The 24,451-nt window shown below is 43.7% G+C and carries 19 protein-coding genes; 9 read left to right on the top strand and 10 right to left on the bottom strand.

Annotated features, from left to right (window positions below; all coding sequences use genetic code 11):
- Window positions 1-130: 130 nt before the first annotated feature.
- The 5 genes from R7040_RS00270 to R7040_RS00250 all read right to left on the bottom strand — a co-directional run bounded on the left by R7040_RS00270 (window position 131) and on the right by R7040_RS00250 (window position 4,963).
- Window positions 131-808: an ABC transporter permease gene (locus tag R7040_RS00270; RefSeq protein ID WP_005378435.1), complete on the bottom strand. Its 678-nt coding sequence runs from the start codon at window positions 806-808 to the stop codon at window positions 131-133.
- 3 nt (window positions 809-811) lie between these two features.
- The gene (locus R7040_RS00265; RefSeq protein ID WP_005378436.1) at window positions 812-1,552 is read right to left on the bottom strand and encodes an ABC transporter permease; all 741 of its coding nucleotides are present in this window, start codon (window positions 1,550-1,552) and stop codon (window positions 812-814) included.
- 81 nt (window positions 1,553-1,633) lie between these two features.
- Window positions 1,634-2,404: an ABC transporter substrate-binding protein gene (locus tag R7040_RS00260; protein ID WP_005378437.1), complete on the bottom strand. Its 771-nt coding sequence runs from the start codon at window positions 2,402-2,404 to the stop codon at window positions 1,634-1,636.
- 83 nt (window positions 2,405-2,487) lie between these two features.
- Complete coding sequence (locus R7040_RS00255; RefSeq protein WP_054729268.1) at window positions 2,488-3,258, bottom strand: ABC transporter ATP-binding protein; 771 nt, start codon at window positions 3,256-3,258, stop codon at window positions 2,488-2,490.
- Window positions 3,259-3,499: 241 nt separating this feature from the next.
- Entirely contained in the window at window positions 3,500-4,963 is a 1,464-nt protein-coding gene (locus R7040_RS00250) for a hypothetical protein (RefSeq protein WP_033905046.1), read from the bottom strand.
- A gap of 454 nt (window positions 4,964-5,417) precedes the next feature.
- Here R7040_RS00250 and R7040_RS00245 point away from each other — a divergent pair, with 454 nt between their 5' ends.
- From R7040_RS00245 to R7040_RS00205, 9 genes are all read left to right on the top strand, one after another.
- Entirely contained in the window at window positions 5,418-6,965 is a 1,548-nt protein-coding gene (locus R7040_RS00245; protein WP_005378441.1) for a DUF3360 family protein, read from the top strand.
- Between the two features lie 303 nt (window positions 6,966-7,268).
- Window positions 7,269-9,545 carry a formate C-acetyltransferase gene (gene pflB, locus R7040_RS00240; RefSeq protein ID WP_005378442.1) on the top strand — a complete coding sequence of 759 codons (2,277 nt, stop codon included), beginning with the start codon at window positions 7,269-7,271 and terminating at the stop codon, window positions 9,543-9,545.
- Window positions 9,546-9,698: 153 nt separating this feature from the next.
- Window positions 9,699-10,676, top strand: a complete 978-nt coding sequence (locus R7040_RS00235; protein WP_005387855.1) for a lipid A deacylase LpxR family protein — start codon at window positions 9,699-9,701, stop codon at window positions 10,674-10,676.
- 211 nt (window positions 10,677-10,887) lie between these two features.
- Window positions 10,888-11,628, top strand: coding sequence for a pyruvate formate lyase 1-activating protein (pflA, locus tag R7040_RS00230; RefSeq protein WP_005378444.1), 741 nt, complete (start codon window positions 10,888-10,890; stop codon window positions 11,626-11,628).
- A 154-nt stretch (window positions 11,629-11,782) separates the two neighbouring features.
- Entirely contained in the window at window positions 11,783-12,448 is a 666-nt protein-coding gene (locus R7040_RS00225; RefSeq protein ID WP_064353743.1) for an energy-coupling factor ABC transporter permease, read from the top strand.
- A gap of 136 nt (window positions 12,449-12,584) precedes the next feature.
- Complete coding sequence (locus R7040_RS00220) at window positions 12,585-13,085, top strand: YfbU family protein (RefSeq protein WP_005378446.1); 501 nt, start codon at window positions 12,585-12,587, stop codon at window positions 13,083-13,085.
- A 494-nt stretch (window positions 13,086-13,579) separates the two neighbouring features.
- On the top strand, window positions 13,580-15,514 hold the full coding sequence (locus R7040_RS00215) for a PrkA family serine protein kinase (protein ID WP_005378447.1): 1,935 nt from the start codon (window positions 13,580-13,582) through the stop codon (window positions 15,512-15,514).
- Window positions 15,515-15,561: 47 nt separating this feature from the next.
- The gene (locus R7040_RS00210) at window positions 15,562-16,833 is read left to right on the top strand and encodes a YeaH/YhbH family protein (protein WP_005378448.1); all 1,272 of its coding nucleotides are present in this window, start codon (window positions 15,562-15,564) and stop codon (window positions 16,831-16,833) included.
- An 11-nt stretch (window positions 16,834-16,844) separates the two neighbouring features.
- The gene (locus tag R7040_RS00205) at window positions 16,845-18,404 is read left to right on the top strand and encodes a SpoVR family protein (RefSeq protein ID WP_005378449.1); all 1,560 of its coding nucleotides are present in this window, start codon (window positions 16,845-16,847) and stop codon (window positions 18,402-18,404) included.
- Between the two features lie 79 nt (window positions 18,405-18,483).
- On the opposite strand, the gene kdsB is transcribed toward R7040_RS00205, so the two are convergent.
- Genes kdsB through R7040_RS00180 form a run of 5 tightly spaced genes read right to left on the bottom strand, consistent with a single transcriptional unit; the run spans window position 18,484 to window position 24,447 of the window.
- Window positions 18,484-19,239: a 3-deoxy-manno-octulosonate cytidylyltransferase gene (gene kdsB, locus R7040_RS00200; protein ID WP_064353742.1), complete on the bottom strand. Its 756-nt coding sequence runs from the start codon at window positions 19,237-19,239 to the stop codon at window positions 18,484-18,486.
- Window positions 19,239-19,418 (bottom strand): Trm112 family protein, encoded by a 180-nt coding sequence (locus R7040_RS00195; RefSeq protein ID WP_005378451.1) that lies wholly within the window; start codon window positions 19,416-19,418, stop codon window positions 19,239-19,241. Before R7040_RS00195 ends, kdsB begins: the two co-directional genes overlap by 1 nt.
- Window positions 19,399-20,406: a tetraacyldisaccharide 4'-kinase gene (gene lpxK, locus R7040_RS00190; protein ID WP_064353741.1), complete on the bottom strand. Its 1,008-nt coding sequence runs from the start codon at window positions 20,404-20,406 to the stop codon at window positions 19,399-19,401. The genes R7040_RS00195 and lpxK overlap by 20 nt, the downstream gene beginning before the upstream one ends.
- A 5-nt stretch (window positions 20,407-20,411) precedes the next feature.
- Complete coding sequence (msbA, locus tag R7040_RS00185; RefSeq protein WP_318094507.1) at window positions 20,412-22,160, bottom strand: lipid A ABC transporter ATP-binding protein/permease MsbA; 1,749 nt, start codon at window positions 22,158-22,160, stop codon at window positions 20,412-20,414.
- Between the two features lie 31 nt (window positions 22,161-22,191).
- The gene (locus tag R7040_RS00180; protein WP_115385843.1) at window positions 22,192-24,447 is read right to left on the bottom strand and encodes a DNA internalization-related competence protein ComEC/Rec2; all 2,256 of its coding nucleotides are present in this window, start codon (window positions 24,445-24,447) and stop codon (window positions 22,192-22,194) included.
- Window positions 24,448-24,451: the final 4 nt, after the last annotated feature.

The raw sequence follows: 24,451 nt of genomic DNA, 5'->3' as shown, positions 1-24,451 counted from the left end.
ATCGAATGTTAATGTAAGTTAATGAATAATAAGAAAGAGTCTTTTACATCGGCTGGAAAAATAGGAATGAAGATAACAAAATTATCAAAAGCAATAGCACCCACTCCGGTGCTATTGCCTCTATTGATAATTAGCTTAAAGGACGTAGATAAGCTAAGAAACGCTTCTCTGCCACTTTGAAACACCACAAAATCATAAACGTCAGTGCCATGTAGAACAGCCCCGCCGTCAGGAAAGACTCAAATGGTGCATAGTAGCGCGAGTTAACTAGACGCGCAGCACCAGTTAAATCCATGATGGTAACGATGCCCGCGACTGCACTTCCGTGCAGCATAAATATGACCTCGTTGGAATAAGCTGGTAATGCTCGACGCAATGCACTCGGCAAGATAATACGTCTGTATGTCATAAACTTACTCATGCCATAGGCTTTCGCAGCTTCCACCTCACCTTTCGGCAAACCATTAATCGCACCACGAATAATTTCTGCGGTGTAAGCCGATGTATTCAGAATAAAAGCGACCAAAGCACAGAACCAAGCGTTCTCCCACAAGGTATCTTTCACAGGGAAAAACTGATCCATGCCGTAGTAAATCAAATACAGCTGAACCAATAGCGGCGTTCCACGGAAAAAGTAAATGAATCCCCAAGAAGGTAAGCTTAGAGCGTAATTGGTACTATTGCGTGCCACGGCTAATGGGATAGAGACACACAAGCCAATAACCAACGCTAATCCCACTAACCAAACTGTTGTCCAAAGTCCCTGAAGATAAGTTGGAAAGCTTTCAATAATCAAAGAAAAGTCCATAACTTACCTCGCATGAATACTGAACTTACGCTCAACAAGCTTGAGTAGCCCGGTCGAAACGCTGGTAAAAAATAGAAAGATGAGCGCGACAGCCATGTAAAAGGTGAACGGCATTTTCGTTGTACCTGCTGCCAATGAGCTCATTCTCACCATGTCATCCAGACCAATAATGGAAACTAACGCTGTGGTCTTAAGTAACACTAACCAGTTATTACCAAATCCAGGTAATGCATGACGAATCATCTGAGGAAGTAAGATTCTTCTAAACGATAAAGCAGAACTCATCCCATAAGCTTTCGCCGCTTCTAATTCACCCTTGTCCACCGCCATGATCGCTCCACGAAAAGTCTCCGCCATGTAGGCGCCAAAGATAAAACCAATCGTGAGTACACCAGCTATAAATGGGCTGACATCAATATAATCAGGTAAGTAAGACGTCCATTCATGGTTTGGATCACTCGAGGCAAACCACTCGTTGAGCGTTTCGTTGATGGAGTAAAGGCTGTTATTTAAAAGTATTTGTCCACCAAAGAAAATTAGCATCATCAGAACCAAATCTGGAATGCCGCGAATGACGGTGGTGTAAAGAGTGGCAATCGCCCTTGCCCATTTGTAAGGCGCTAACTTAGCTAGTGCGCCAAGCATGCCTAAGACCATGGCGAGAATGAGTGAAAGCACTGCAACTTCTATTGTTACTAAAGCTCCTTTCAAAATCGAAGCTTCGTATCCTTGTAAATCTAGCATAGGTGAGTTCCTAATCCCTAAACTCAAAAAATCGACCGTTGACTACTTCTAGGAACAAGCCAACGGTCGCTTAATTACGGTTTATTCACCGTACACATCGTAGTTAAAGTATTTACCAGCAATTTCTTGGTAAACACCTTTCTCACGTAGTGAAATAATTGCTGCGTCGAGTTTCTTCGTCAGATCTTTGTCTTGTTTACGAACAGCGATACCCATACCTTCGCCAAACCATTTTGGATCGGTTAACGATGGTCCAACAAACTCATAAGCTTCGCCACCTGCTTTGTTGATCACACCCTCTTCTAGAGCAGACGCATCACCTAAAACGGCAGCAATTCGACCATTTTCTAGATCAAGATACGCTTCATCAAAAGAGCCATAACGCACAATTTCAACATCATCGCCGTAGTTGTCAGTTAAGTACTTGTCATGTGTCGTCGCACGTTGCACGCCAATTTTGACATCTTTAAGATTATCAAAATCTAGACCCGCACCTTTCTTAGCGATAAATTTATTTGGAATTTGTGCGTACTTGCCAGTGAAATCGACTTTTTTCTTGCGCTCTTCAGTGATAGACATTGCTGCGATGATGGCATCGTACTTACGTGCAAGCAGAGAAGGAATAATACCATCCCAATCTTGAGCGACGATTTTGCACTTCACTTGCATCTCTTCACAGAGTGCATTTGCCATGTCTACGTCAAAGCCTTTTATTGAGCCATCAGTTTCTGTCCAGCTAAACGGAGGGTAAGCACCTTCGATACCAAAGCGAACTGTTTTCCATTCTTTCGCTTGGGCAACACCTGATACTGCCGTTGCAGCAATCGTTGCTGCTAATAACCACTTTTTCATTTCCATACTCCTGTGATTGCTATTTTATTTCGTTTTGTTTGTTGTGTTGGCTTAGGAGGCAATAGTCTGCCGCCTAACAAATATTAGTAAATGGATGAGATAAACTGCTGTAATCGTTCTGAATCCGGGTTTGTAAATAGCTTAGCTGGATTTCCCTGTTCTTCCACTAAGCCTTGATGTAAAAACATCACATGGTTTGATACGTCACGCGCAAACGCCATTTCGTGCGTGACCACCAGCATAGTTCGCCCTTCATCTGCCAAATCTCTCATTACCCCCAGAACTTCTCCTACAAGTTCTGGGTCAAGCGCAGAAGTTGGCTCGTCAAACAACATCACCTCTGGGTCAACTGCTAGCGCACGGGCAATAGCTGCACGTTGCTGCTGGCCGCCAGATAAGTGCCCAGGGTAATAATCCTTACGCTCATACAAGCCTACCTTCTTAAGCAAGACTTCTGCGTTTTCAATCGCTTGAGCTTTTGGCACGCCTAAGACATGAACAGGCGCCTCAATCACGTTTTCTAGTACGGTTAGGTGAGACCAGAGGTTGAAACCTTGGAAAACCATTGCCAGGCGTGAGCGAATACGTTGGACTTGCTTTTCATTAGCAGGAACAGATTCACCTGCTCTGCTGTTCTTCATTTGGATTAATTCACCATTTACCCAAATTTCGCCCGCGGTAGGCGTTTCTAGCAAGTTGATACATCTGAGAAAGGTACTCTTACCTGAGCCGGAAGAGCCAATAATGGAGATAACATCTCCTTTGTGCGCGGCAAGTGAAATGCCTTTTAAAACTTCATTTTGTCCAAATGTTTTGTGCAGGTCTTTTATATCTAGCGCTGGTACATCATTCATGCGCCCTACTCCCTGTGTTTTTGTCACTGCAATTAAGGGACTCCGCCCTCTCTAATTCGGAACAAATTAGCACCGCCCCTTGAAACTTGCAACAAATTATTAACCTAAATAATTCGAATAGAAAGATACGATAGGCAAATTAATATGCAATATATAGCAACATATTCTTCAAAAGTTGAATATTAAATATAAAAAAGCCCCTTTCAAAGGGGCTTAATAAATTTACAAAAGTGTTAAGACGCTACTTAACCAATACCATAAAATCAGATTTCTGAGCATTCGTATTGACCTTCTCAGAATCAACTTCACTGATCACAAGACCATCGTGATCCACTTTAAGATCGGTCACATCACCATGAGAGAAAAGAGAAACAAAGTCATAGCTATTTAGGTTTGCTTCAGCAGACTCCACGACAATAGATTGTGAGAAATCACTTTTAGAAGAAACTTTCAAATCTTGCTTCACACTGTCATCGAATGTGTAGTAGAACAACTCCGGAACAACGACATCACTCTCTAAAGTTGTAAATATCTTGTGTGTTACTCGGTGTAGTGTTCCAGAGTTAGACTCTGCACGATATGCAAGGCGGCTAAAGCCTTTATCTTGGTCAGTGAAAGCAAAACCAGTATCAATAGTTGAGCCTCTCACCACATGCGACGCAGGCAGAGCATTTAGGTTGTAGTAAGCGCTTGGATCAATTGAGATATCCCAATTTGCGTCCTGATACATCTTTTGGTTCAGCACTACCGTCCAACCATTGATAGGTTTTTCAGCTGCAACACTGTAAGTCCAAGTTTCCGTTTTTGGCTCAAGCGGGTGGTAGAACTTCGTCGTTGACATAGGTAGCTCTGCAACTTCGTAGTTGTAATCACCAACAAGTACACTGATGTCTAAAGTGTCATATTTAAAAAGTGTTGGGTTCAAGATTGGAGAAGAGCCATTCATGCCAACCAACGGCAATGGTGATTCACTCGACCAATCGCGAATACCATACTGGTGCAGTTCTGTTTTCGCTGCGTCTGCATATTGTAGCACGACTGTCGACTCCATCTTCGAACCAATTGCTCTTACATCCAAAGAATCAATAGAATAGGTAGGCTTAGACTCTTTCGCAATTTTAGATATGAAGTTGTACTCTAAGCCACCAGCCTCCGTTGCTTCATATTTAAGGTCAGTTCGGGTAGCCTTACGGAAGTTGCCATTTTTATTGCAAGCAGACACCGCCTCTCGATTCATTGAGAACGTTGAGTTTCTAAGGTTATTGTCCTTTAAAAAATCTCGACCGAAGCTGTTTGCCGTAAATACTGTTCCAGAAGCATCAAGCAACTGATAAGTAAAATAGCCGTCCTCAGGAATGTCTTCTAGAACAAATTTCAAAGTAGTGCCTGATGGGTAGATAAAGTCGCCTTGACGGACACCATTCTTGTCTGAATAGAAACCGACGACCTTACCTCCTGTTAGCTGTGCACTTACGGCTGGTTGATAGGTCAATACCTGCTCGATGCCGTTGCCATCTACTCTTCGGTCGTAAATAGTACAGCTGTCTTTTTGTGCATTTGTTTCACTAATGACATTTGGAGCTGCAAAAGTAAAAGTGAATGTAGTTCTTGGTGTGGAACCACCGCCACCGCCGCCACCGCCGCCGCAACCGACCATTAACCCTGAGATGATTGCCACTAGTGGCAGTACTTTAAGCTGTTTCATGTCTTTTTCCTAAACTGAGCGGCAATGATTAGCCAAAAAATTGTCTTTGCTCTGTCCAAAGCAAGAATAAAGCCAGCTTTATATAATCACCGTGAATATTGACATTTAATCTGCATCTCGTGCAAAAGGACAAAAAGTTCTAATTTTATGCAACTTGTGTAATGAAATTACACAAGATCTCCGCATCTCATTCGCATGCCAGAAACTTTCTGTAGTTTTATTTCACAACCATTCTTAAAGTGATCTAAATCAATCACCCTAAATGGCTATCTTGCTAGACTCCTGCCAAAAGATGAGGCTTTTTTTTGCGCCTCAACACAATAAGTTATTAGCTATGCTTAGGCACAGTGTCGACGTGTAACAAATCTAACAATAGCTAGCATAAGCGTGCCGCAGGATGCGGATTAACACAATTGAATGAAGAATTCATAACTTTTAAATATATGAGGAATCTATGTCAGACGCAGTTAACAAAACGCACTCTGATTCAGATATCGAGACCAAGAGCTACCGTGAGCTTCATCGTCCAGCATCTGAGTTCGCAAGCCGTTCAGACTACCTAGACCACGAACTACAAATTATGAAGCCACGTCGTTTTGGCTTGAACTTGCCAGGTCGTGACTTCCGCTTTGAGCTTGAAGACCTTGTTCCAGCACTTGCTGGTACTATCGGTATTATCGCAATGTACTCTGCGGTAATGATGTCTTGGGCTGAAGGTCTTACTGCAGCATGGGACCACGTAAACTTAGGCAAGGACTTTGCTATCGAAGTTGCGCGTGTAGAAATGCTCATCCCTGCACTTCTTTTCTGTGTACTTGCCTCTGGTTTTATTAACCCTAAAGCCAATCTAGCAGGCAACCACGGCCCAATGATCCCTCTTATTGGTACCATCGCTCTTGCTGGTGCTCACCCTCTTGCATTAGCAATTCTCATTGGTGTGTTTGGTTTGATTTTGAGCCTCTTAAAAGGTGGGTCAAAACTGGTTAACCTCACCTCTGAAGGTACGGCTGGTGGCCTTCTTATTTTCTTAGGTTTAACCGGAACCATGAGCCAAATTAACTCTATTCAAGCTTGGGCTGTTGGTTTGCAATCCGATACGGTTGCCGCTGGTAGCATGGGTTACATCGGTCTAATTGTTCTTGCGGTTACCATTGGCTTATACGCGTTCCTTGCTAAAGTGAACAAACGCTGGCTAGCGATCCCTGTTTGTGCCTTCACTGGGCTTGCAATCGCACTTGCTCTTGGCGCAGGCTTCGATATTAAATTCGTAACCGAGACAGGCCTTCCAAACCTAAATCCAATCTACTGGTGGGGTTCAACAGAAGAAGGTTGGATGCTTGGTCTTCCTAATATGGAACACTTCATCGCTTCTCTACCATTCGCCATTCTTGCGGTAGCAATGTGGTCACCTGACTTCTTGGGTCACCGTATCTTCCAAGAGATGAACTACCCACGTAAGAGTGAGAAAGTGCTGATGGACGTTGATGACACAATGACAATGTGTTCCGTTCGCCAAATGGTCGGTACTGCAGTGGGTGGTGGTAACATCACATCATCTTGGGGGACTTACATGATCCCTGCTGCAATCGCGAAACGCCCTATTCCTGCTGGTGCCATCTTACTAGGCTCTCTATGTATTATTGTTGCAATCCTTGGTTTTCCTATGGACGTTGCAGTATGGCCTCCAGTTATGCGCGTTGCTCTTCTCGTTGGTGTATCTCTACCACTGCTTGAAGCTGGCATGCAGATGGTGAAGGACTCGAAAGACTCACAAGCAGCAGGTATCTGTATCTTTGGTTCTGCCGTTGTTAACCCAGTTCTAGCTTGGGCACTAACTATGCTTTTAGATAACAACGGTTTAATTGGAGATAAAGAGCGCGCGTCTCGCCTATCATTTGTAGACAAGATTGTGATCCCAGTAAGCGTACTTGTTATCTGTTTAGTTGCTATGCTTGCAGTTGGTATGCTTGAAGGCCAGTATGGCATCCAAGCTTGGCTATAAGCTAGCAGTCCAGAAATTTGTGGGTAGCGCTCGTCGCTACCCCATTTTTATCGAAATTTTTGAGGATTTATTGATTTAGTTTAAGGTTTGCAAAAAAATTTTAGTTTAACCTCTAACTGTTGCTTAAAAAGAGAAACGTTAAAACTAGTGACAATATTTATAGTTTTGTAAATCGAATACGTAAATTTAAGACTATAAATATTGTTATTCATAAGAGTGTACTGTTCCCCTCTTTTATCTGGGGATAGCTGGCTCAACGGCGAAGCAGTACGTATTTTTTTCTACTAAAAAGGTAGGTATGTCATGGCAGAGCAATTTGCTAAAGCTTGGGAAGGTTTTGCTGCAGGCGACTGGCAAAACGAAGTAAACGTTCGTGATTTCATTCAGAAGAACTACACTCCGTACGAAGGCGACGAATCTTTCCTAGTTTCTGAAGGTACTGAAGCGACTAACAAGCTTTGGGCTAAGGTAATGGAAGGCATCAAACAAGAGAACGCGACTCACGCTCCTGTTGATTTTGATACTTCAGTTATCTCTACCATCACTGCTCACGATGCAGGCTACATCGAAAAAGACCTAGAAACTATCGTAGGTCTTCAAACTGACGCTCCTCTAAAACGTGCGATCATCCCTAACGGTGGTATCCGCATGGTTGAAGGTTCATGCAAAGCCTACGACCGCGAGCTAGACCCACAAGTTAAAAAAATCTACACAGAATACCGTAAAACTCACAACCAAGGCGTTTTCGATATCTACACTCCTCAAATCATGGCGTGTCGTAAATCTGGCGTACTGACTGGTCTTCCAGATGCATACGGTCGTGGTCGTATCATCGGTGACTACCGTCGTGTTGCTCTATACGGTATTGACTTCCTAATGAAGGATAAATTCGCGCAGTTCTCTTCTCTACAAGAGCGTTTTGAGAACGGCGAAGACCTACAAATGACAATGCAGCTTCGTGAAGAGATCGCAGAGCAACACCGTGCTCTAGGTCAAATCAAAGAAATGGCTGCAAAATACGGTTGTGATATTTCTCGTCCTGCTGAAACTGCGCAAGAAGCTATTCAGTGGACTTACTTCGGTTACCTAGCTGCTGTTAAATCTCAAAACGGTGCGGCTATGTCTCTAGGTCGTACTTCTACGTTTCTAGACATCTTCATCGAACGTGATATCGCGGCTGGTAAGCTAACTGAAGAACAAGCTCAGGAAATGATCGACCACTTCGTAATGAAACTACGTATGGTTCGTTTCCTACGTACTCCTGAGTACGATGACCTATTCTCTGGCGACCCTATCTGGGCAACTGAGTCTATGGGTGGTATGGGTCTTGACGGTCGTACGCTAGTTACTCGTACAAACTTCCGTTTCCTAAACTCACTATACACTATGGGTCCTTCTCCAGAGCCAAACATCACTGTTCTTTGGTCTGAGCAACTACCTGAAGGCTTCAAGAAGTTCTGTGCGAAAGTATCTATCGATACTTCTTCTATTCAGTACGAAAATGACGACTTAATGCGTCCAGACATGAACTCTGACGACTACGCGATCGCATGTTGTGTATCTCCAATGGTTGTTGGTAAGCAAATGCAGTTCTTCGGTGCTCGTGCGAACCTTGCGAAAACAATGCTTTACACCATCAACGGTGGTGTGGATGAGAAGCTAAAAATCCAAGTTGGCCCGCAAATGCCTAAGATCGAAGGCGATGTTCTTAACTACGATGAACTGTGGGAGAAAATGGACCACTTCATGGATTGGCTAGCGAAACAATATGTGACTGCACTAAACGCTATCCACTTCATGCACGATAAGTACAGCTACGAAGCGGCACTAATGGCTCTACACGACCGTGACGTTAAACGTACTATGGCTTGTGGTATTGCTGGTCTATCTGTTGCAGCTGACTCACTATCTGCAATTAAATACGCAAAAGTTAAGCCAATTCGTGACGAAGACGGTCTAGCAATCGACTTCGAAATCGAAGGCGATTACCCTAAATTCGGTAACAACGATCCACGCGTTGATGATATTGCATGTGAACTTGTTTCTGTATTTATGGGCAAAATCCGTAAGCTTAAGACTTACCGTGATGCAATCCCTACTCAGTCAATTCTTACTATCACTTCAAACGTGGTTTACGGTAAGAAAACTGGTAACACGCCTGACGGTCGTCGTGCTGGTGCTCCATTTGCTCCAGGTGCAAACCCAATGCACGGTCGTGACGAGAAAGGTGCTGTAGCATCACTAACTTCAGTTGCTAAACTGCCGTTTGCTGACGCACAAGATGGTATCTCTTACACATTCTCTATCGTACCTAACGCACTAGGTAAAGATGAGGGCTCACAACGCGCTAACCTTGCTGGTCTGATGGATGGTTACTTCCACCACGAAGCGGGTATCGAAGGTGGTCAACACCTCAACGTGAACGTTCTTAACCGTGAAACTCTAGAAGACGCAGTTAAGCACCCAGAGAAATACCCTCAGCTAACAATCCGTGTATCTGGTTACGCTGTTCGCTTCAACTCTCTAACTGCAGAGCAACAAGCTGACGTAATCGCGCGTACATTCACTGAGTCTCTATAAGACTATAGCGAAATAACGTTCTATTAATACAACAAAGGCTGATGCTAAGTAGCATCAGCCTTTTTTTATTTCTTGAATGAAAGTTGTGATATCGCGAAAGACTTTTGCCCGCATTCTTACGTATGATGCGAAAAAAGTTAGCAAATAAAGTCTATGAGATTTAGTAAATTAATTATTCTTACCCTTCTTTCTCCAGTTGCAATAGCATCCACTAAGTCTACGGTTTCTTTTACCATCGACAACGATGGTATTTTTGGCGTCGATCAAGACTATACGAATGGTGTTTTCCTTTCTTACGCGACAGACCAACTGACACAAGAAAGCCAATGGAAATGGCTGAGTCTAGCTAACTCAGAGCACGCCAATATCGATAAAATAGAGTTGGTTCTTGGCCACAAAATGTGGACTCCAAGCGACATTGAAGCCGATTATCCACTAATCAATGATCGCCCATATGCCGGTTACCTACACACCGAAATCAACTACCTTTCCCTAACGAGTGACAAAGCTGTACGGTACAATTTCACCATAGGAGCTACGGGTGAAAGTTCGCTATCAGAAAAGGCGCAAGAAATCGTTCACGGCATAACAGGATCGACGGACCCTCAAGGTTGGGATTACCAGATTGAAGATAAAGTTGCGTTCAGCCTTGGTTACCGCGTATTTAACAAATTGATGCGCAGCGAAGAACAAAAAACACAATGGGAGATCACCAACATTAACGACATCAATGCGGGTAACTTCCGTAGTGATGTCTCTCAAGGCGTCATGTTTCGTTGGGGTACAAACCTAGCGAATAGCATCGGAGCAGCCAATATCAGTGTCGAAAGCCCTTTCTCAGCAAGTATGATCGCTCAGAACACGTCGAGTTGGTTCTTGTTCACCGGGTTTGAAGGTCGTTACCGCTTTAATGACATGACTATCGAAGGAGATCGTCCTGGCATTCCTGAACCGTCAGCGCCATACGACGTCACACTGCAAAATTGGCAAGCAAGTGCCGTCGCGGGGGTATCTTGGTACAACCAAAATTACGGTGCAAGCATCACCTTTACGATTAAAACACCGGATTATGAAGAAGCCCAAACCGATGTTTATGGGACAGGCTCGTTCTCCGTGTTTGCCTTTTTCTAAAAACTGGATTATCCCAGTATCGAAGCCAATCTAGATACACGGCAAGTTCTCGGGGTAGGTATTAACCACCTCGTGTTCAAGCGTTTATGTAGATTGGCTCCATCTATTTTCTTTCTTCAAATAACCTTGCCTTTAGTACCGACAAAGCTGTTTTAACCCTGCTTTTTGTAATAAAATAACAGCTAGAATTTACTAGTAATGAGAGCAAAAGATGTCAACAGCTGGTCGTATTCACTCATTTGAGTCATGTGGTACCGTAGACGGACCTGGTATTCGATTTATCGTCTTCTTGCAAGGTTGTTTAATGCGCTGTAAGTATTGCCATAACCGCGATACTTGGGACACGCATGATGGCAAAGAAGTCACGGTTGAAGAAATCATTTCCGAAGCGAAAAGTTACCGCCACTTCATGAATGCATCAGGTGGTGGCGTTACTTGTTCTGGCGGCGAAGCGATGCTTCAACCGGAATTCGTACGTGATTTTTTCCGCGCTGCTAAAGCCGAAGGCATTCATACATGTCTAGATACTAACGGTTATGTTCGTAAGCACACTGATGTTATCGATGAAGTACTGGATGCAACAGACTTAGTCATGCTTGACATCAAACACATGAAAGACGAAGTGCACCAAGATCTCATCGGTGTATCCAACCGACGCACATTGGACTTTGCTCGTTACTTGCAAAAAATCGGAAAGAAAACATGGATTCGCTATGTCGTCGTGCCTGGTTACACAGATGACCCAGAAGCAGCACACATGCTTGGTGAATTTATTAAAGACATGGATAACATCGAAAAGGTCGAGTTACTTCCTTACCACAAATTAGGGGCTCATAAGTGGGAAGCGTTAGGCTTAGAATACCCACTCGAAGGCGTAAACCCGCCACCGAAAGAAACCATGGATGAAATTCAATCCATTCTTGCTCAATACAACGATAACGTAAAATACTAAGTGAACCGCAAGACTAACCTCTTTAAAATACCAGCTTATTGCTGGTATTTTTTTGATTATATCTAAGCCTTATCAGTGAGTTTCTCTGCGGTCATTTAGGTATAAAAAGAACGATAGAAATGATTGCGTCATGTTCGCATAGGAAGGAAGTAACATGGATTTGTTTAACTTAGGCTCTCTTGTTGTCTCAATTTGGATAGTAGCTGTCTACTGCCTACCAGATTGGAAAAAAGTCGTTTGGCTCAAACTGGAAAAAGAAAAAGGATTTCAGCACCTCGTTTTTGCAACGCTCTTCTTTTTCAGTATTTTATGGGCCGCTCAAGCAGGTGTAAAAGAAGGATTACAGATTCATTTTCTTGCACTAACAACGCTGACGATGATGTATGGTTGGCGCATGGCATTTCTACTCAGCATTCCCGCTATGTTGGTCAACCACCTACTACATGATGTGTCCTTGCTACTCTTACCCACGTCGTTAGTTCTATCTGCCCTAATTCCGATTTTCATTAGTTACTTAGTGTTTCTTCTGAGTTACCACTACTTACCACGAAACATTTTTGTTTTCATCTTCGTTGCTGGATTTTTCAATGGCGCGATAACAGGAAGTCTGCACCTCATCATTAACTCTTTTTATCACCTATCAGTTGGTCACTACGATTGGGAAACCATTCAACATAACTACTTTGTTTTTGTGCCGTTGCTCGCCTTTCCTGAAGGTCTACTAAATGGTATGGCACTGGCGGTTTTAACCGTATTCAAGCCAGAGTGGCTGAGAGTATTTTCAGACCGAGACTACATATACAATCATTACCATAAATAAGTGTTTTGAAACTGGTCAAAAGTGACAGTTCTTGCCATTTTTTAGTATTAAATATGTGTTGAGATCATGTTTCACTCATGTCTTAAGCGTTAACCTAAGCACATTAAAAATGTATTAGATATCTAGTGAGGTCACCATGGAAATGTCAAACGCTCAACGTTTGATTCTATCAAACCAATACAACCTTATGTCTCAACTTGATCCAAGTAATGCGGCCAAATACAAACGCTTACAAACGATCGTTGAACGTGGTTATGAACTACAAATGCGAGAGTTGAACAAAGATTTCGGCTGCCTCTCAGAAGCAGAATGTCGTGAGATCATCGACGTTATGGAGATGTATCATGCGATGCAAGAATCTTACAACATGCTAGACGATGAAGATCGTAGCAACGTGGATCAACGTCGCTTGAAGTTCTTGGGATTTGATATCGCTTCAGAAGCGCAACAAGTACATTACGTACGTTTTCTCATCGATTCTGAAGGTTTGTACCCTCAGTTTGACAAGGCAGATCATCACTTTAACAGCCAAATGCCGATGCTAGATAAATACCGCCGTATGCTGCAAACTTGGCGTAACTGCCCTCGTCAGTATCATTTATGTGAAAACGAACTAGCGCAAATCTTCAGCGCATAAAAATGGTCGTCTAAGAATGAGGAGAGCGCCCGCTCTCCTTGTTATTTACCCTGTCACAAACTTATCTAAGACTTTGCTCTCTTCCTACCTCTTTCACTTACCTTGCTCAATGTAGAACAACGAATCACTGAGACTCTTCCGTCTTTGCCAAATATTTGATTTCTATTGCACCTATTCACGACATAAATTCGTCCTTAATAAAAGAGTGATTCAAATGTCACTTTTACAATAAATTCATAATTGTTAAGCAAAATTGCAAATCCCCGACTAGGCTTAAGTAGAGAAAGGCTGTGATTGAAAAATTCATATCCACCGCTCACCGTTGTAACGAAAAAACCGTCCATAAAGCAAAGTCTTTGGTGTCGCCAATCTTACATTCTGTACGAACCAAATGTGATAACAGGACGTATATTCAAACAACAACGAGCATAACTGTTGGTGGAAAGCCTGAATCAACGTTCGTCGGTAGACTGACTATTAAAGGGGAAAGCGACATGAGTATTTTCGACCACTATCAATCAAGATATGAAGCTGCAAAAGATGAAGAGATGTCGTTACAGGAGTTTTTAGCCCTGTGTAAAGATGACAAAAGCGCTTATGCTAATGCAGCAGAACGCCTACTGATGGCGATTGGTGAACCAGAGATAATCGATACGGCAAAGGATCCGAGACTAAGCCGAATCTTCTCGAATCGTGTTATCTCTCGTTATGAAACCTTTAAAGACTTTTATGGCATGGAAGATGCCATAGAACAAATTGTGTCTTACCTAAAACATGCGGCGCAAGGCCTAGAAGAGCGTAAGCAGATTCTTTACCTACTCGGCCCTGTAGGTGGTGGTAAGTCTTCGCTTGCAGAAAAGCTTAAGGCTCTGATGGAACAGATGCCTATTTATGTTCTTACTGCTAACGGCGAACGCAGCCCAGTGAATGACCATCCATTCTGCCTATTCAAAGCCACAGAAGATGGCGATATTTTGAAAAAAGAATATGGCATCGAGCACCGTTATCTTCGCTCGATCATGTCTCCTTGGGCCGCTAAACGTCTTCACGAGTTTGGTGGTGATATCACCAAATTTAAAGTAGTGAAAGTACGCCCTTCTATCCTTGACCAAATCGGTATTGCCAAAACTGAACCAGGCGATGAAAACAACCAAGATATCTCATCATTGGTTGGTAAAGTCGATATTCGTAAGCTTGAACACTATTCGCAAGACGATCCAGACGCTTACAGCTACTCCGGTGCGCTGTGTAAAGCAAACCAAGGTTTAATGGAATTCGTTGAGATGTTCAAAGCACCAATCAAAGTGCTTCACCCGCTGTTAACAGCAACGCAAGAAGGCAACTTCAACGGTACAGAAGGCCTTTCTGCGATTCCATTCGACGGTATGATTCTGGCTCACTCAAACGAATCTGAGTGGCAGACCTTCCGTAACAACAAGAACAATGAAGCGTTCTTGGACCGTGTTTATATTGTGAAAGTACCTTACTGTCTACGTGTTTCAGAAGAAGTCAAAATCTACCAAAAACTTCTTGAAAACAGTGAGTTGTCTCAAGCCCCTTGTTCACCAAGCACGCTCGAGACTCTGGCACAATTCAGTATTCTTTCTCGACTTAAAGAGCCTGAAAACTCGTCCATCTTCTCTAAGATGCGCGTATACGACGGTGAAACGCTGAAAGATACGGATCCAAAGGCAAAAAGCTATCAAGAGTATCGTGATTATGCTGGTGTCGATGAAGGCATGAACGGTCTCTCAACACGTTTTGCCTTTAAGATTTTGTCACGCGTATTTAACTTCGACCAAACCGAAGTGGCAGCCAACCCTGTACATCTATTCTATGTGATTGAACAACAGGTTGAGCGCGAACAGTTCCCTGCTGAAACAGCAGAGAAATATCTCGAGTTCTTGAAAGGCTACCTAGTACCTCGATACGTTGAATTTATCGGTAAAGAGATTCAGACCGCTTATCTTGAGTCTTACTCTGAATACGGCCAAAACATCTTCGACCGATATGTCACCTATGCAGACTTCTGGATTCAAGACCAAGAGTACCGAGATCCAGAAACTGGTCAGCTATTTGATCGCTCTTCACTGAATGCTGAGCTAGAGAAGATCGAAAAAACAGCTGGTATTTCTAACCCGAAAGATTTCCGAAACGAAATCGTTAACTTTGTGCTTCGTGCGAAAGCGAATAACAATGGTCAAAACCCGGTTTGGACCAGCTACGAAAAACTGCGCACAGTAATCGAGAAGAAAATGTTCTCCAATACCGAAGAGCTACTTCCGGTTATCTCATTTAATGCGAAAACCTCTTCTGAAGATCAGAAGAAGCACGACGACTTTGTCGCTCGCATGATGGAAAAAGGCTATACCGAGAAACAGGTTCGCCTACTTTCTGAGTGGTACCTACGAGTACGTAAGTCATCCTAACCCAGTATTGAGTTAGGTCGCTTGTGAAACATGAAGAGGGCTATTTCATGGCGCAATTTATAGACCGAAGGCTCAATGGCAAGAACAAGAGCGCTGTTAATCGACAGCGCTTCTTGAAGCGCCACAAAGAGCAAATAAAAGAGTCGGTAGCAGACGCAGTGAATCGACGCTCGATTACGAATACGGAAACGGGCGAAGACGTCTCTATCCCTCACAAAGACATCAATGAGCCTATATTTCATCAAGGCAAAGGTGGTGTTCGCGAACGAGTTCATCCCGGTAACGATCAATTCATTACTGGTGATAAAATTGAGCGTCCCAAAGGTGGCGGTCAGGGTAGCGGCTCAGGAGAAGGGAACGCCAGTCCAGATGGAGAAGGCCAAGACGAATTTGTATTCCAAATATCAAAAGATGAGTACCTCGATATTTTGTTTGAAGATCTCGAGCTGCCTAATCTAGAAAAAAACCAAATTGCCAAAATCACTGAATGGAAAACACACCGTGCAGGCTTTCAAACTGCCGGTATCCCTTCCAATATCGCCGTAGTACGCTCTCTGCAACAATCTCTTGCGCGCCGTACTGCAATGACTGCTGGTAAGAAACGACTTCTCAAAGAGCTAGAAGACGAACTTGCTCGCATCAAAAATATTGAGCCTGCTCAGCAGTTTGAAGAGAACCGCTTGAAGGCTGAAATTGAAGAACTGCGCAAGAAAATCGAAAGCGTGCCGTTCATCGATACCTTCGACTTACGCTTCAAGAACTATGAGAAACGCCCTGTACCATCGAGCCAAGCGGTCATGTTCTGTCTAATGGACGTATCCGGTTCTATGGATCAGGCAACGAAAGACATCGCAAAACGCTTCTATGTTCTTTTGTACTTGTTCTTAACTCGTACCTACGAGAATGTCGAAGTCGTCTTTATCCGCCACCATACCCAAGCGAAGGAAGTGGACGAGCACGAATTTTTCTACTCACAAGAAACCGGGGGTACCATTGTATCTAGCGCGCTCAAGTTAATGGATGAAATAGTAAAAGAGCGATACCCGATTGGTCAGTGGAACATATATGCAGCTCAAGCATCCGACGGTGACAACTGGGCAGATGATTCGCCAAGATGCCGGGATCTGTTAGTGAACAAATTACTTCCAAACTGTCAGTATTACTCTTACATAGAGATCACACGGCGCTCGCACCAAACTCTATGGCATGAGTACGAAAAACTCACTGAAGAATTTCCTAATTTCGCAATGAAAAACATTCGCTCTGTGGAGGATATTTTCCCAGTCTTTCGTGAACTATTCCAAAAAGAAACGGCGTAAGGAGGCTAGCGATGAATACCGCAACGAGAAACCTCTCAGGAGAGGCGCCTAAGAAGCGTAACAGTAAAGTGTTGCCAGATGGACCAGATTGGACTTTTGAGCTGTTAGAGCGATACCACAAAGAAATTAAGCGTGTCGCGGAGCATTATCGCCTAGACACTTACCCTAACCAAATAGAAGTGATTACTTCAGAACAGATGATGGATGCCTACTCAAGTATCGGCATGCCAATCAATTACAACCACTGGTCATTTGGTAAAAAATTCATTCAAACAGAGCAGAACTATAAACATGGTCAAATGGGGCTAGCCTACGAGATTGTGATTAACTCCGACCCTTGTATTGCTTATTTGATGGAAGAAAATACGGTAACAATGCAAGCACTCGTTATAGCGCACGCGTGTTACGGCCATAACTCTTTTTTCAAAGGTAATTACCTATTCCAAACGTGGACTGACGCCAGCTCTATTATCGACTATCTGCTGTTCGCCAAAAAGTATTTAGCCGAGTGTGAAGAACGATATGGCGTAAAAGAAGTGGAAAAACTGCTCGACTCTTGTCACGCGTTAATGAACTTTGGTGTAGACCGCTACAAGCGTCCAGAGAAAATCTCAATTACAGAGGAAAAAGCAAGACAAGAAGAACGCGAAGCATACCTACAATCTCAAGTTAATGAGCTTTGGCGCACGGTACCAACAGCCAAGACGAAAGAGGAAGACATTAAAGAGCGATTCCCAAGCGAGCCTCAGGAAAACTTGCTCTACTTCTTCGAAAAACATGCGCCGTTGCTAGAGCCGTGGCAACGTGAAGTTGTTCGGATCGTCCGTAAGATCAGTCAGTATTTTTATCCGCAAAAACAAACGCAAGTCATGAATGAGGGCTGGGCAACGTTCTGGCACTATACCATACTCAACCATCTTTATGATGAGGGCTTGGTGTCTGAAAAGTTCATTCTAGAGTTCTTACATAGCCACACCAGTGTCGTGGCTCAGCCGCCTTATAACAGTCCTTACTTTAATGGCATTAACCCCTACGCGTTAGGCTTTGCCATGTTCCGAGATATTAAGCGTATCTGCGAAGAACCAACTGATGAGGACAAGGAGTGGTTTCCAGACCTAGCAGGAACCGACTGGTTAGATGCAGTGCATTTCGCGATGCATAATTTCAAAGATGAAAGCTTTATTAGCCAATACCTTTCTCCGAAATTAATGCGTGATTTCAAGCTGTTTGCGATCAACGATGATGATCATAAGAACTTTATTGAAGTCGCTGCTATACACGATGAGATGGGTTATAAACGCATTAGAGAAACCTTAGCCGCTCAGTATAACTTATCTAATCTTGAGCCAAACATTCAGGTGTTCAATGTCGATGTCCGTGGTGATCGATCGCTTACGTTGCAGTACGTTCCTCACAACCGCATCCCACTTGATGATAGTTACGAAGAAGTTCTAAAGCACGTGTATCGATTATGGGGCTTTGATGTCATTCTCCAAGAAGTGAAAGACACCGGTCACCGAGAGGTGTTAGCGACCTGCCCTAAACGGAACCAATACGACACTAACATTTAACTAATACCGCGATACAAGTAAAACAAAAAGGCTCCTAATTCAGGAGCCTTGTTTATTCTTAAATCTATATGAGCATTTGTTACGCTTGCTTCTCAACAATCGCGCGCACGGCTTCTAGGTCTTCGGGCGTATCAACCCCTGCCGCTGGTGCTTCTTTCGCTACCGCCACATGAATTTTTTCACCGTACCAAAGCACTCGCAGTTGCTCAAGACACTCAATCTGCTCTAATGCACTTGGTGCCCAGTTGACATACGTATTAATGAAACCAGCTCGATAAGCATAAATACCAATATGACGCATTAATGGGTTGGCAATAGTTTTGTCTTGTTTAGCAAAGTTATCGCGATCCCAAGGGATGGTTGCTCGACTAAAGTACATCGCATAGCCTTGCTCATCTGCGACAACTTTAACAGCGTTCGGGTTGAACACTTCCTCTTCCGAGTCTATTTCTACAGCTAACGTCGCCATCGGGGCTTCACACCCAGATAAGTTATCAGCAACCTGACGAATGATGGACGGCGGAATCAAAGGCTCATCCCCTTGCACATTAACAATAATGTGGTCTGACGGAATAGCCATCTTTTCAACAACTTCGGCAAGACGCTCCGTACCTGATTCGTGGTGGGGAGAGGTCATACAAACTTTACCACCAAATGACGAAACCGCTTTCGCAACACGCTCGTCATCAGTTGCAACGATGACATCTTCCGCACCCGCTTGTAGCGCTTGTTCATAAACCCACTGAACCATAGGCTTACCACCAATATCCGCTAGCGGTTTACCAGGCAAACGGCTCGATGCGTAGCGCGAAGGGATGACAACCGTAAAAGACATTAGCGTCCCTCATCCATGCTCATAGTGCGAGCTTCAGGCTCTAGCAGAACTGGAATACCCTCTTTGATCGGGTAAGCAAGGCGATCCAATTTGCAGATCAACTCTTGATTATCTTTATCGTACGTCAGCTTACCTTTGCAAACAGGGCAAGCTACAATCTCAAGTAGACGGTGATCCATAAGCCGCTTTAACCTCTTTTATTCTATTTAAAATTTGCTCTGCATCGTTTGACTCAAACTGGGCAGATACAGGCAGATACCACCAATTATCTTGCGCATAATGGCTGCACTTGACGGCATCTTTCTCGGTCATAATCACATTGGTCCCTTGTTGAGCCAATGCTTCTAATTCTTGTTGATCAAAGTCTTGATGGTCAGCAAAACCTTTTGTGACTTTAACATTTGCGTTCATCGAGTTTAGTGTATGAAAAAAACGCGGAGGATGCCCAATGCCCGCAAATGCGACGAGATCTTTCAACTCCGAGACATCCACATGTTGCTTAGTCTTAAGATTAATAGCTTTAGAGGGTGCTAAAGCCATTGCGATTTCGCCCGTATGCGCTTGACCGCCATTGGTGATGATAAAGTCGACTTCTTTAAGTCGCTCAATACCTTCACGTAAAGGACCTAATGGAATCAGGCTTTCATTCCCAAACCGGCGATTCCCATCCACAATCACTAACTCAATATCACGGCCTAACGCATAATGTTGTAATCCATCATCCGTAATTATGATATCCACATCCAAATCTAGCAGTGCTTTCACAGCATTTGAACGCACAGGATCTACCGCAACAGGTGCTCCTGTACGGCGATGAATCAACTTAGGTTCATCGCCACAATGCTTCGCTGGCGTATCTTCTTTTAGCACTAACGGATAGACAGGAGCCTTTGCCCCATAACCACGAGAAACAACCCCCGGCTTAAAGCCCATTTGCTGTAGTTGCTCAACAAGCCACACAACAACTGGTGTTTTACCATTGCCACCAGCAGTGATATTGCCAACCACAACAACAGGTATTGGCGCATTATAAGCTTGCTTACGGCCAGTTTGGTATTGCTTTCGCTTTGACTTGCTTATCGCTCCAAATAATAAACTCAGTGGCCACAAAAGCGGCCACAAGAGGTATTTTATTGGATGGTTTTCAAACCAGATTTTTTCAATCACCGCGCTTATTCACCAAACTGAATACGGTGCAATTGTGCATACGCACCATTTTTCTTAATAAGCTCAGCGTGGTTGCCACGTTCAATGATGGCACCATCATCAACCACAAGAATTTCATCGGCTTTCTCGATTGTGGATAAGCGGTGCGCTATTACAAGTACCGTTTTATCTTTTTGCAGCTCATCAAGTGCAGCTTGAATAGCTCGCTCGGATTCGGTATCCAAAGCCGAAGTTGCCTCATCAAGAATCAGCACTGGAGCATCACGCAATAGAGCTCGCGCAATCGCAACACGTTGGCGTTGACCACCAGACAAGCTAGCACCATTTTCACCAATCATGGTATCAAGTCCATCATCCATTTTGCCGATGAACTCCATCGCATGCGCGAGTGTTGCCGCTTTCTCGATATCACTGCGCTCGTATTGGCCATCCGTTGCGTACGCAATATTGTTTGCTATCGTGTCATTAAACAAATGAACATTTTGCGATACTAGTGCAAATTGCTTACGTAAATTCTTTAGCTCGTAATCACGAATATCATGCCCATCTAATGTGATAGATCCACTGTCAACATCATAGAAGCGGTTGAACAAGTTCGCGATGGTACTTTTACCTGAGCCAGAACGGCCAACTAGCGCCACCGTTTTTCCTCTTGGAATATCGAAGCTGACATTTTCCAATGCTGGTTTTTCTGCACCAGTGTAAGTAAAGCTTACGTTTTTAACTGAAACATCGCCATTTGCGCGTTCAACTGTCAACTTACCTTCGTTTTTCTCAGGCTCGAGGTCAATTAACGCGAAGAGCGTTTGGCTCGCGGCCATACCACGTTGGAACTGAGAAGTAACGTTAGTCAGCGCTTTAAGTGGGCGCATCAGACCAAACATTGCAGAGAACACAACAGTAAATGTACCTGGAGTCAGTTGCTCTTTAATCGAATCAATACTTGCTAAATAAAGAACGGCAACAATTGCAAGTGATGCAATCATTTGGATGATAGGGTTAGCCGCCGCTTGAGCCGTCACCAACTTCATGCTTTGTTGACGCATTTGGTTGCTGACTTTTTCAAATCGTTTACGTTCGATGTCTTGGCCGCCATAGCTCAACACAACTTTATGGCCTTTCAGCATCTGCTCTGCTGATGCAGTTACGTTACCCATCATGGTCTGCATATTTTTGGATATTTTTCTAAAACGTTTAGAAACAACACCAATACCCCATGCTACAACGGGAGCAACAGCAAACAGCACTAGCGACAATTGCCAGCTGTTGTAAAACATCAAAACTAACAGACCAATGATACTTGCGCCTTCACGGACAATGCTCACCAACGCTTGGCTAGTTGCCGCTGATACTTGCTCTGAGTCGTAGGTTATACGCGACAATAAGTTGCCCGTCTTTTCCTTATCAAAATAAGACACTGGCATATGCATAAAGTGATTGAACACCATGCGACGGACTTGCATAACTACGTTGCCAGATACCCAGCTCAAACAATAGGTGGAGACAAATCCACTTATGCCACGGATGAACATCATGGCAAAAATAATCAATGGAAGCGTGCGTAAAAAATCAGATTCAGCGTTCCCAAAACCTTCATCGAGTAGTGGTTTTAGCAGGGAAATCATATAGGTATCTGATATGGCATTAATAACTAATGCAATGACTGCAACGACAAGACCTGACTTATAAAGGCGAATAAATTGCCATAGACGCTTAAACGTCTGCCAAGTCGTTTCATCAGTATTTATCGACATAGAAGTGCTTTATTTTCTTACATTAAGACTCTCATTCTACTCCCTTACGCAGCATCTGCCTATACCAAGGCTCAAATGTATCGCTACGTTTGGTTTCTGAGCGCCAATTATCACGGTGAATAAAGAAGCTTACCTGACCACCCTCACCAGTATCAAGCCAAGTGACGCCAAGTTTTCGGTATGAAGCAACGACACTTTCCGCTGGCATTCCCCATCGATTGTTTTTTGCTAAAGAAGCAACCGCCACACTCGGGCTCACCGCCTCAATAAATCGAGGATTCGATGAACTTTTACTCCCGTGGTGAGGGACTAGCATCACATCGCTTTGTAACTTTCCGGGTTCTCTAAGCAAAATCCACTCGCTAATGGCCTCAATATCACCAGTAAAAAGCATACTAAAGTTAGAAATAGGGTCAGTAAGTCGTAATACACAGGAGTGCGGATTATACGCACGTTGAACAAGTGCAGGAGGCCAGAGCACTTCCATGTTTAATCCTTGCCATTTCCATTGGTCGCCTCTAGTGCAAGGCTCATATTCGATAAAGAATTGACTACTAAGTTTACGCTGTGGAGAAAAGGCATCTTCAATGAAAAAGCGGCCGCCTGCGTGATCATTATCGGAATGGCTTAGAATCAGTGTATCTATGCTTTCATAACCTCGTTGATGCAAAACCGGAGTGACGACCTGCTCTGCGATACTGCCGCTTTGCCATGCTTTACCAGTGTCATACAGCAACACCTTGTCGTCTTTTTCTACAACCACTGCAAGGCCATGACCTACATCTAATACATCGATACGCCAATGCGGTTCATACTCCGCTGCAAACTTGATACTAATAACGATGCCGAGTAACAAATACCACGCGTACTGAGACATGAACCGTTGAAATATTAAGCAAACCACTATCACCATAACCAGCATTGTCATTTCCATGCTAATGGGTTGCCAAGAACCTACTGCGTACTGTATTGACGTGCTCAATGGCTGTAATGACCAGTCCACCAAATGCCACAGAGGCTTCGCTATCATTTCAAGAAACAAAGATGAGAACAGGGCTAGAAACATCAAAGGTACAACGATAAATCCGAACCAAGGAATAAATACCAAGTTGTAGGCTATTGAGGACAAACTAAAACCGGAGAAGAAATGGCCACTAACAGGTACGATTAAAGCGCTCAACATCAATTGAGTAAGCAATAACGCTTTTAATCGCGCTTTCCAACCTCCCCTTTGATGTCGAATCAAATTAATTGCGAACAATACCGCACAAACGGAGAGGTACGATAACCAAAAGCTCATACTGTAGGATGCAAAAGGTTGGACAAGCAGTTGTAGAGATACTGCAAGCAAAAGAACTCGCCAAGAAGTCCAGTGCACCAGAGTATACTTCAGGAGAACGTAAACAACGCATACCGACACTGCTCGCGTAGTAGGCAGAGAGAAATCCGCTAACCAAGCGTAGGCAACAGCGAAGATCAGCCCATATAAGCTAGGCAACAACTGGTATTGGGGTAATAGATAACGAACGGTACCGCCCACGACTAGCCCAAAAGTAAACGCCATACCAATATGTAAACCAGAAATGGAGACCAAATGCAGTAAACCACTGTCCCTGAGCGCTTGCCAATCTTCCTTAGACAACCAAGAACGGTCAGCAAAAACTAACGCACTTATTAACGAGAAATGATGAAGGGAAGACACATCATCAGCGACATCGGCAATAATGGATTGACGCAGAGATACATTAGAACGAACAATCCACTGAGCGTCTTTGTTAACAACCGCTCGGGCGATAATATTTTTACCCATCGCGTGCTTTTCAGCATCAAAGCCAGCTTCGTTGCGTAGACCTGTAATCGGCTTTAACGAGATGGATGTCGTAAACTCACTGTTAACATCGAGTGGAAAAGGCGTAATAAGACGGATTTTAGGTTTAAGAAAAGGTAACAGAGTTTGAGAATTTACCGCTTCTATAGCAACAATACCTTCATAACCGTGACTTATTTGCGTAAAAGGGCTGTCAACTTTACCAATTATGGTAATATTCTCCCCTGCTTGAAAAAGGGCTTGTCTCTGAGACTCCAATACATTGCCGTGGACGATGACAACCATAAAGCCCGCAATTGCGCCTATGCTAATTAAGCCACGACGTAATTTGATTATTGAGCCAGTGGTTATTATTCCCAGCAGCAACCAACGCCAATCTGGTATTGTCGGCCACCAAGCTGACGAGATTACGCTCGCTACAAATAACGCCAAGGTCCAACTTTTTTCTGAGAGAGTCATGCTG

The sequence above is a fragment of the Vibrio sp. 1069 genome (assembly GCF_033340555.1).
This window is presented reverse-complemented; position numbering and strand designations above follow the sequence as displayed.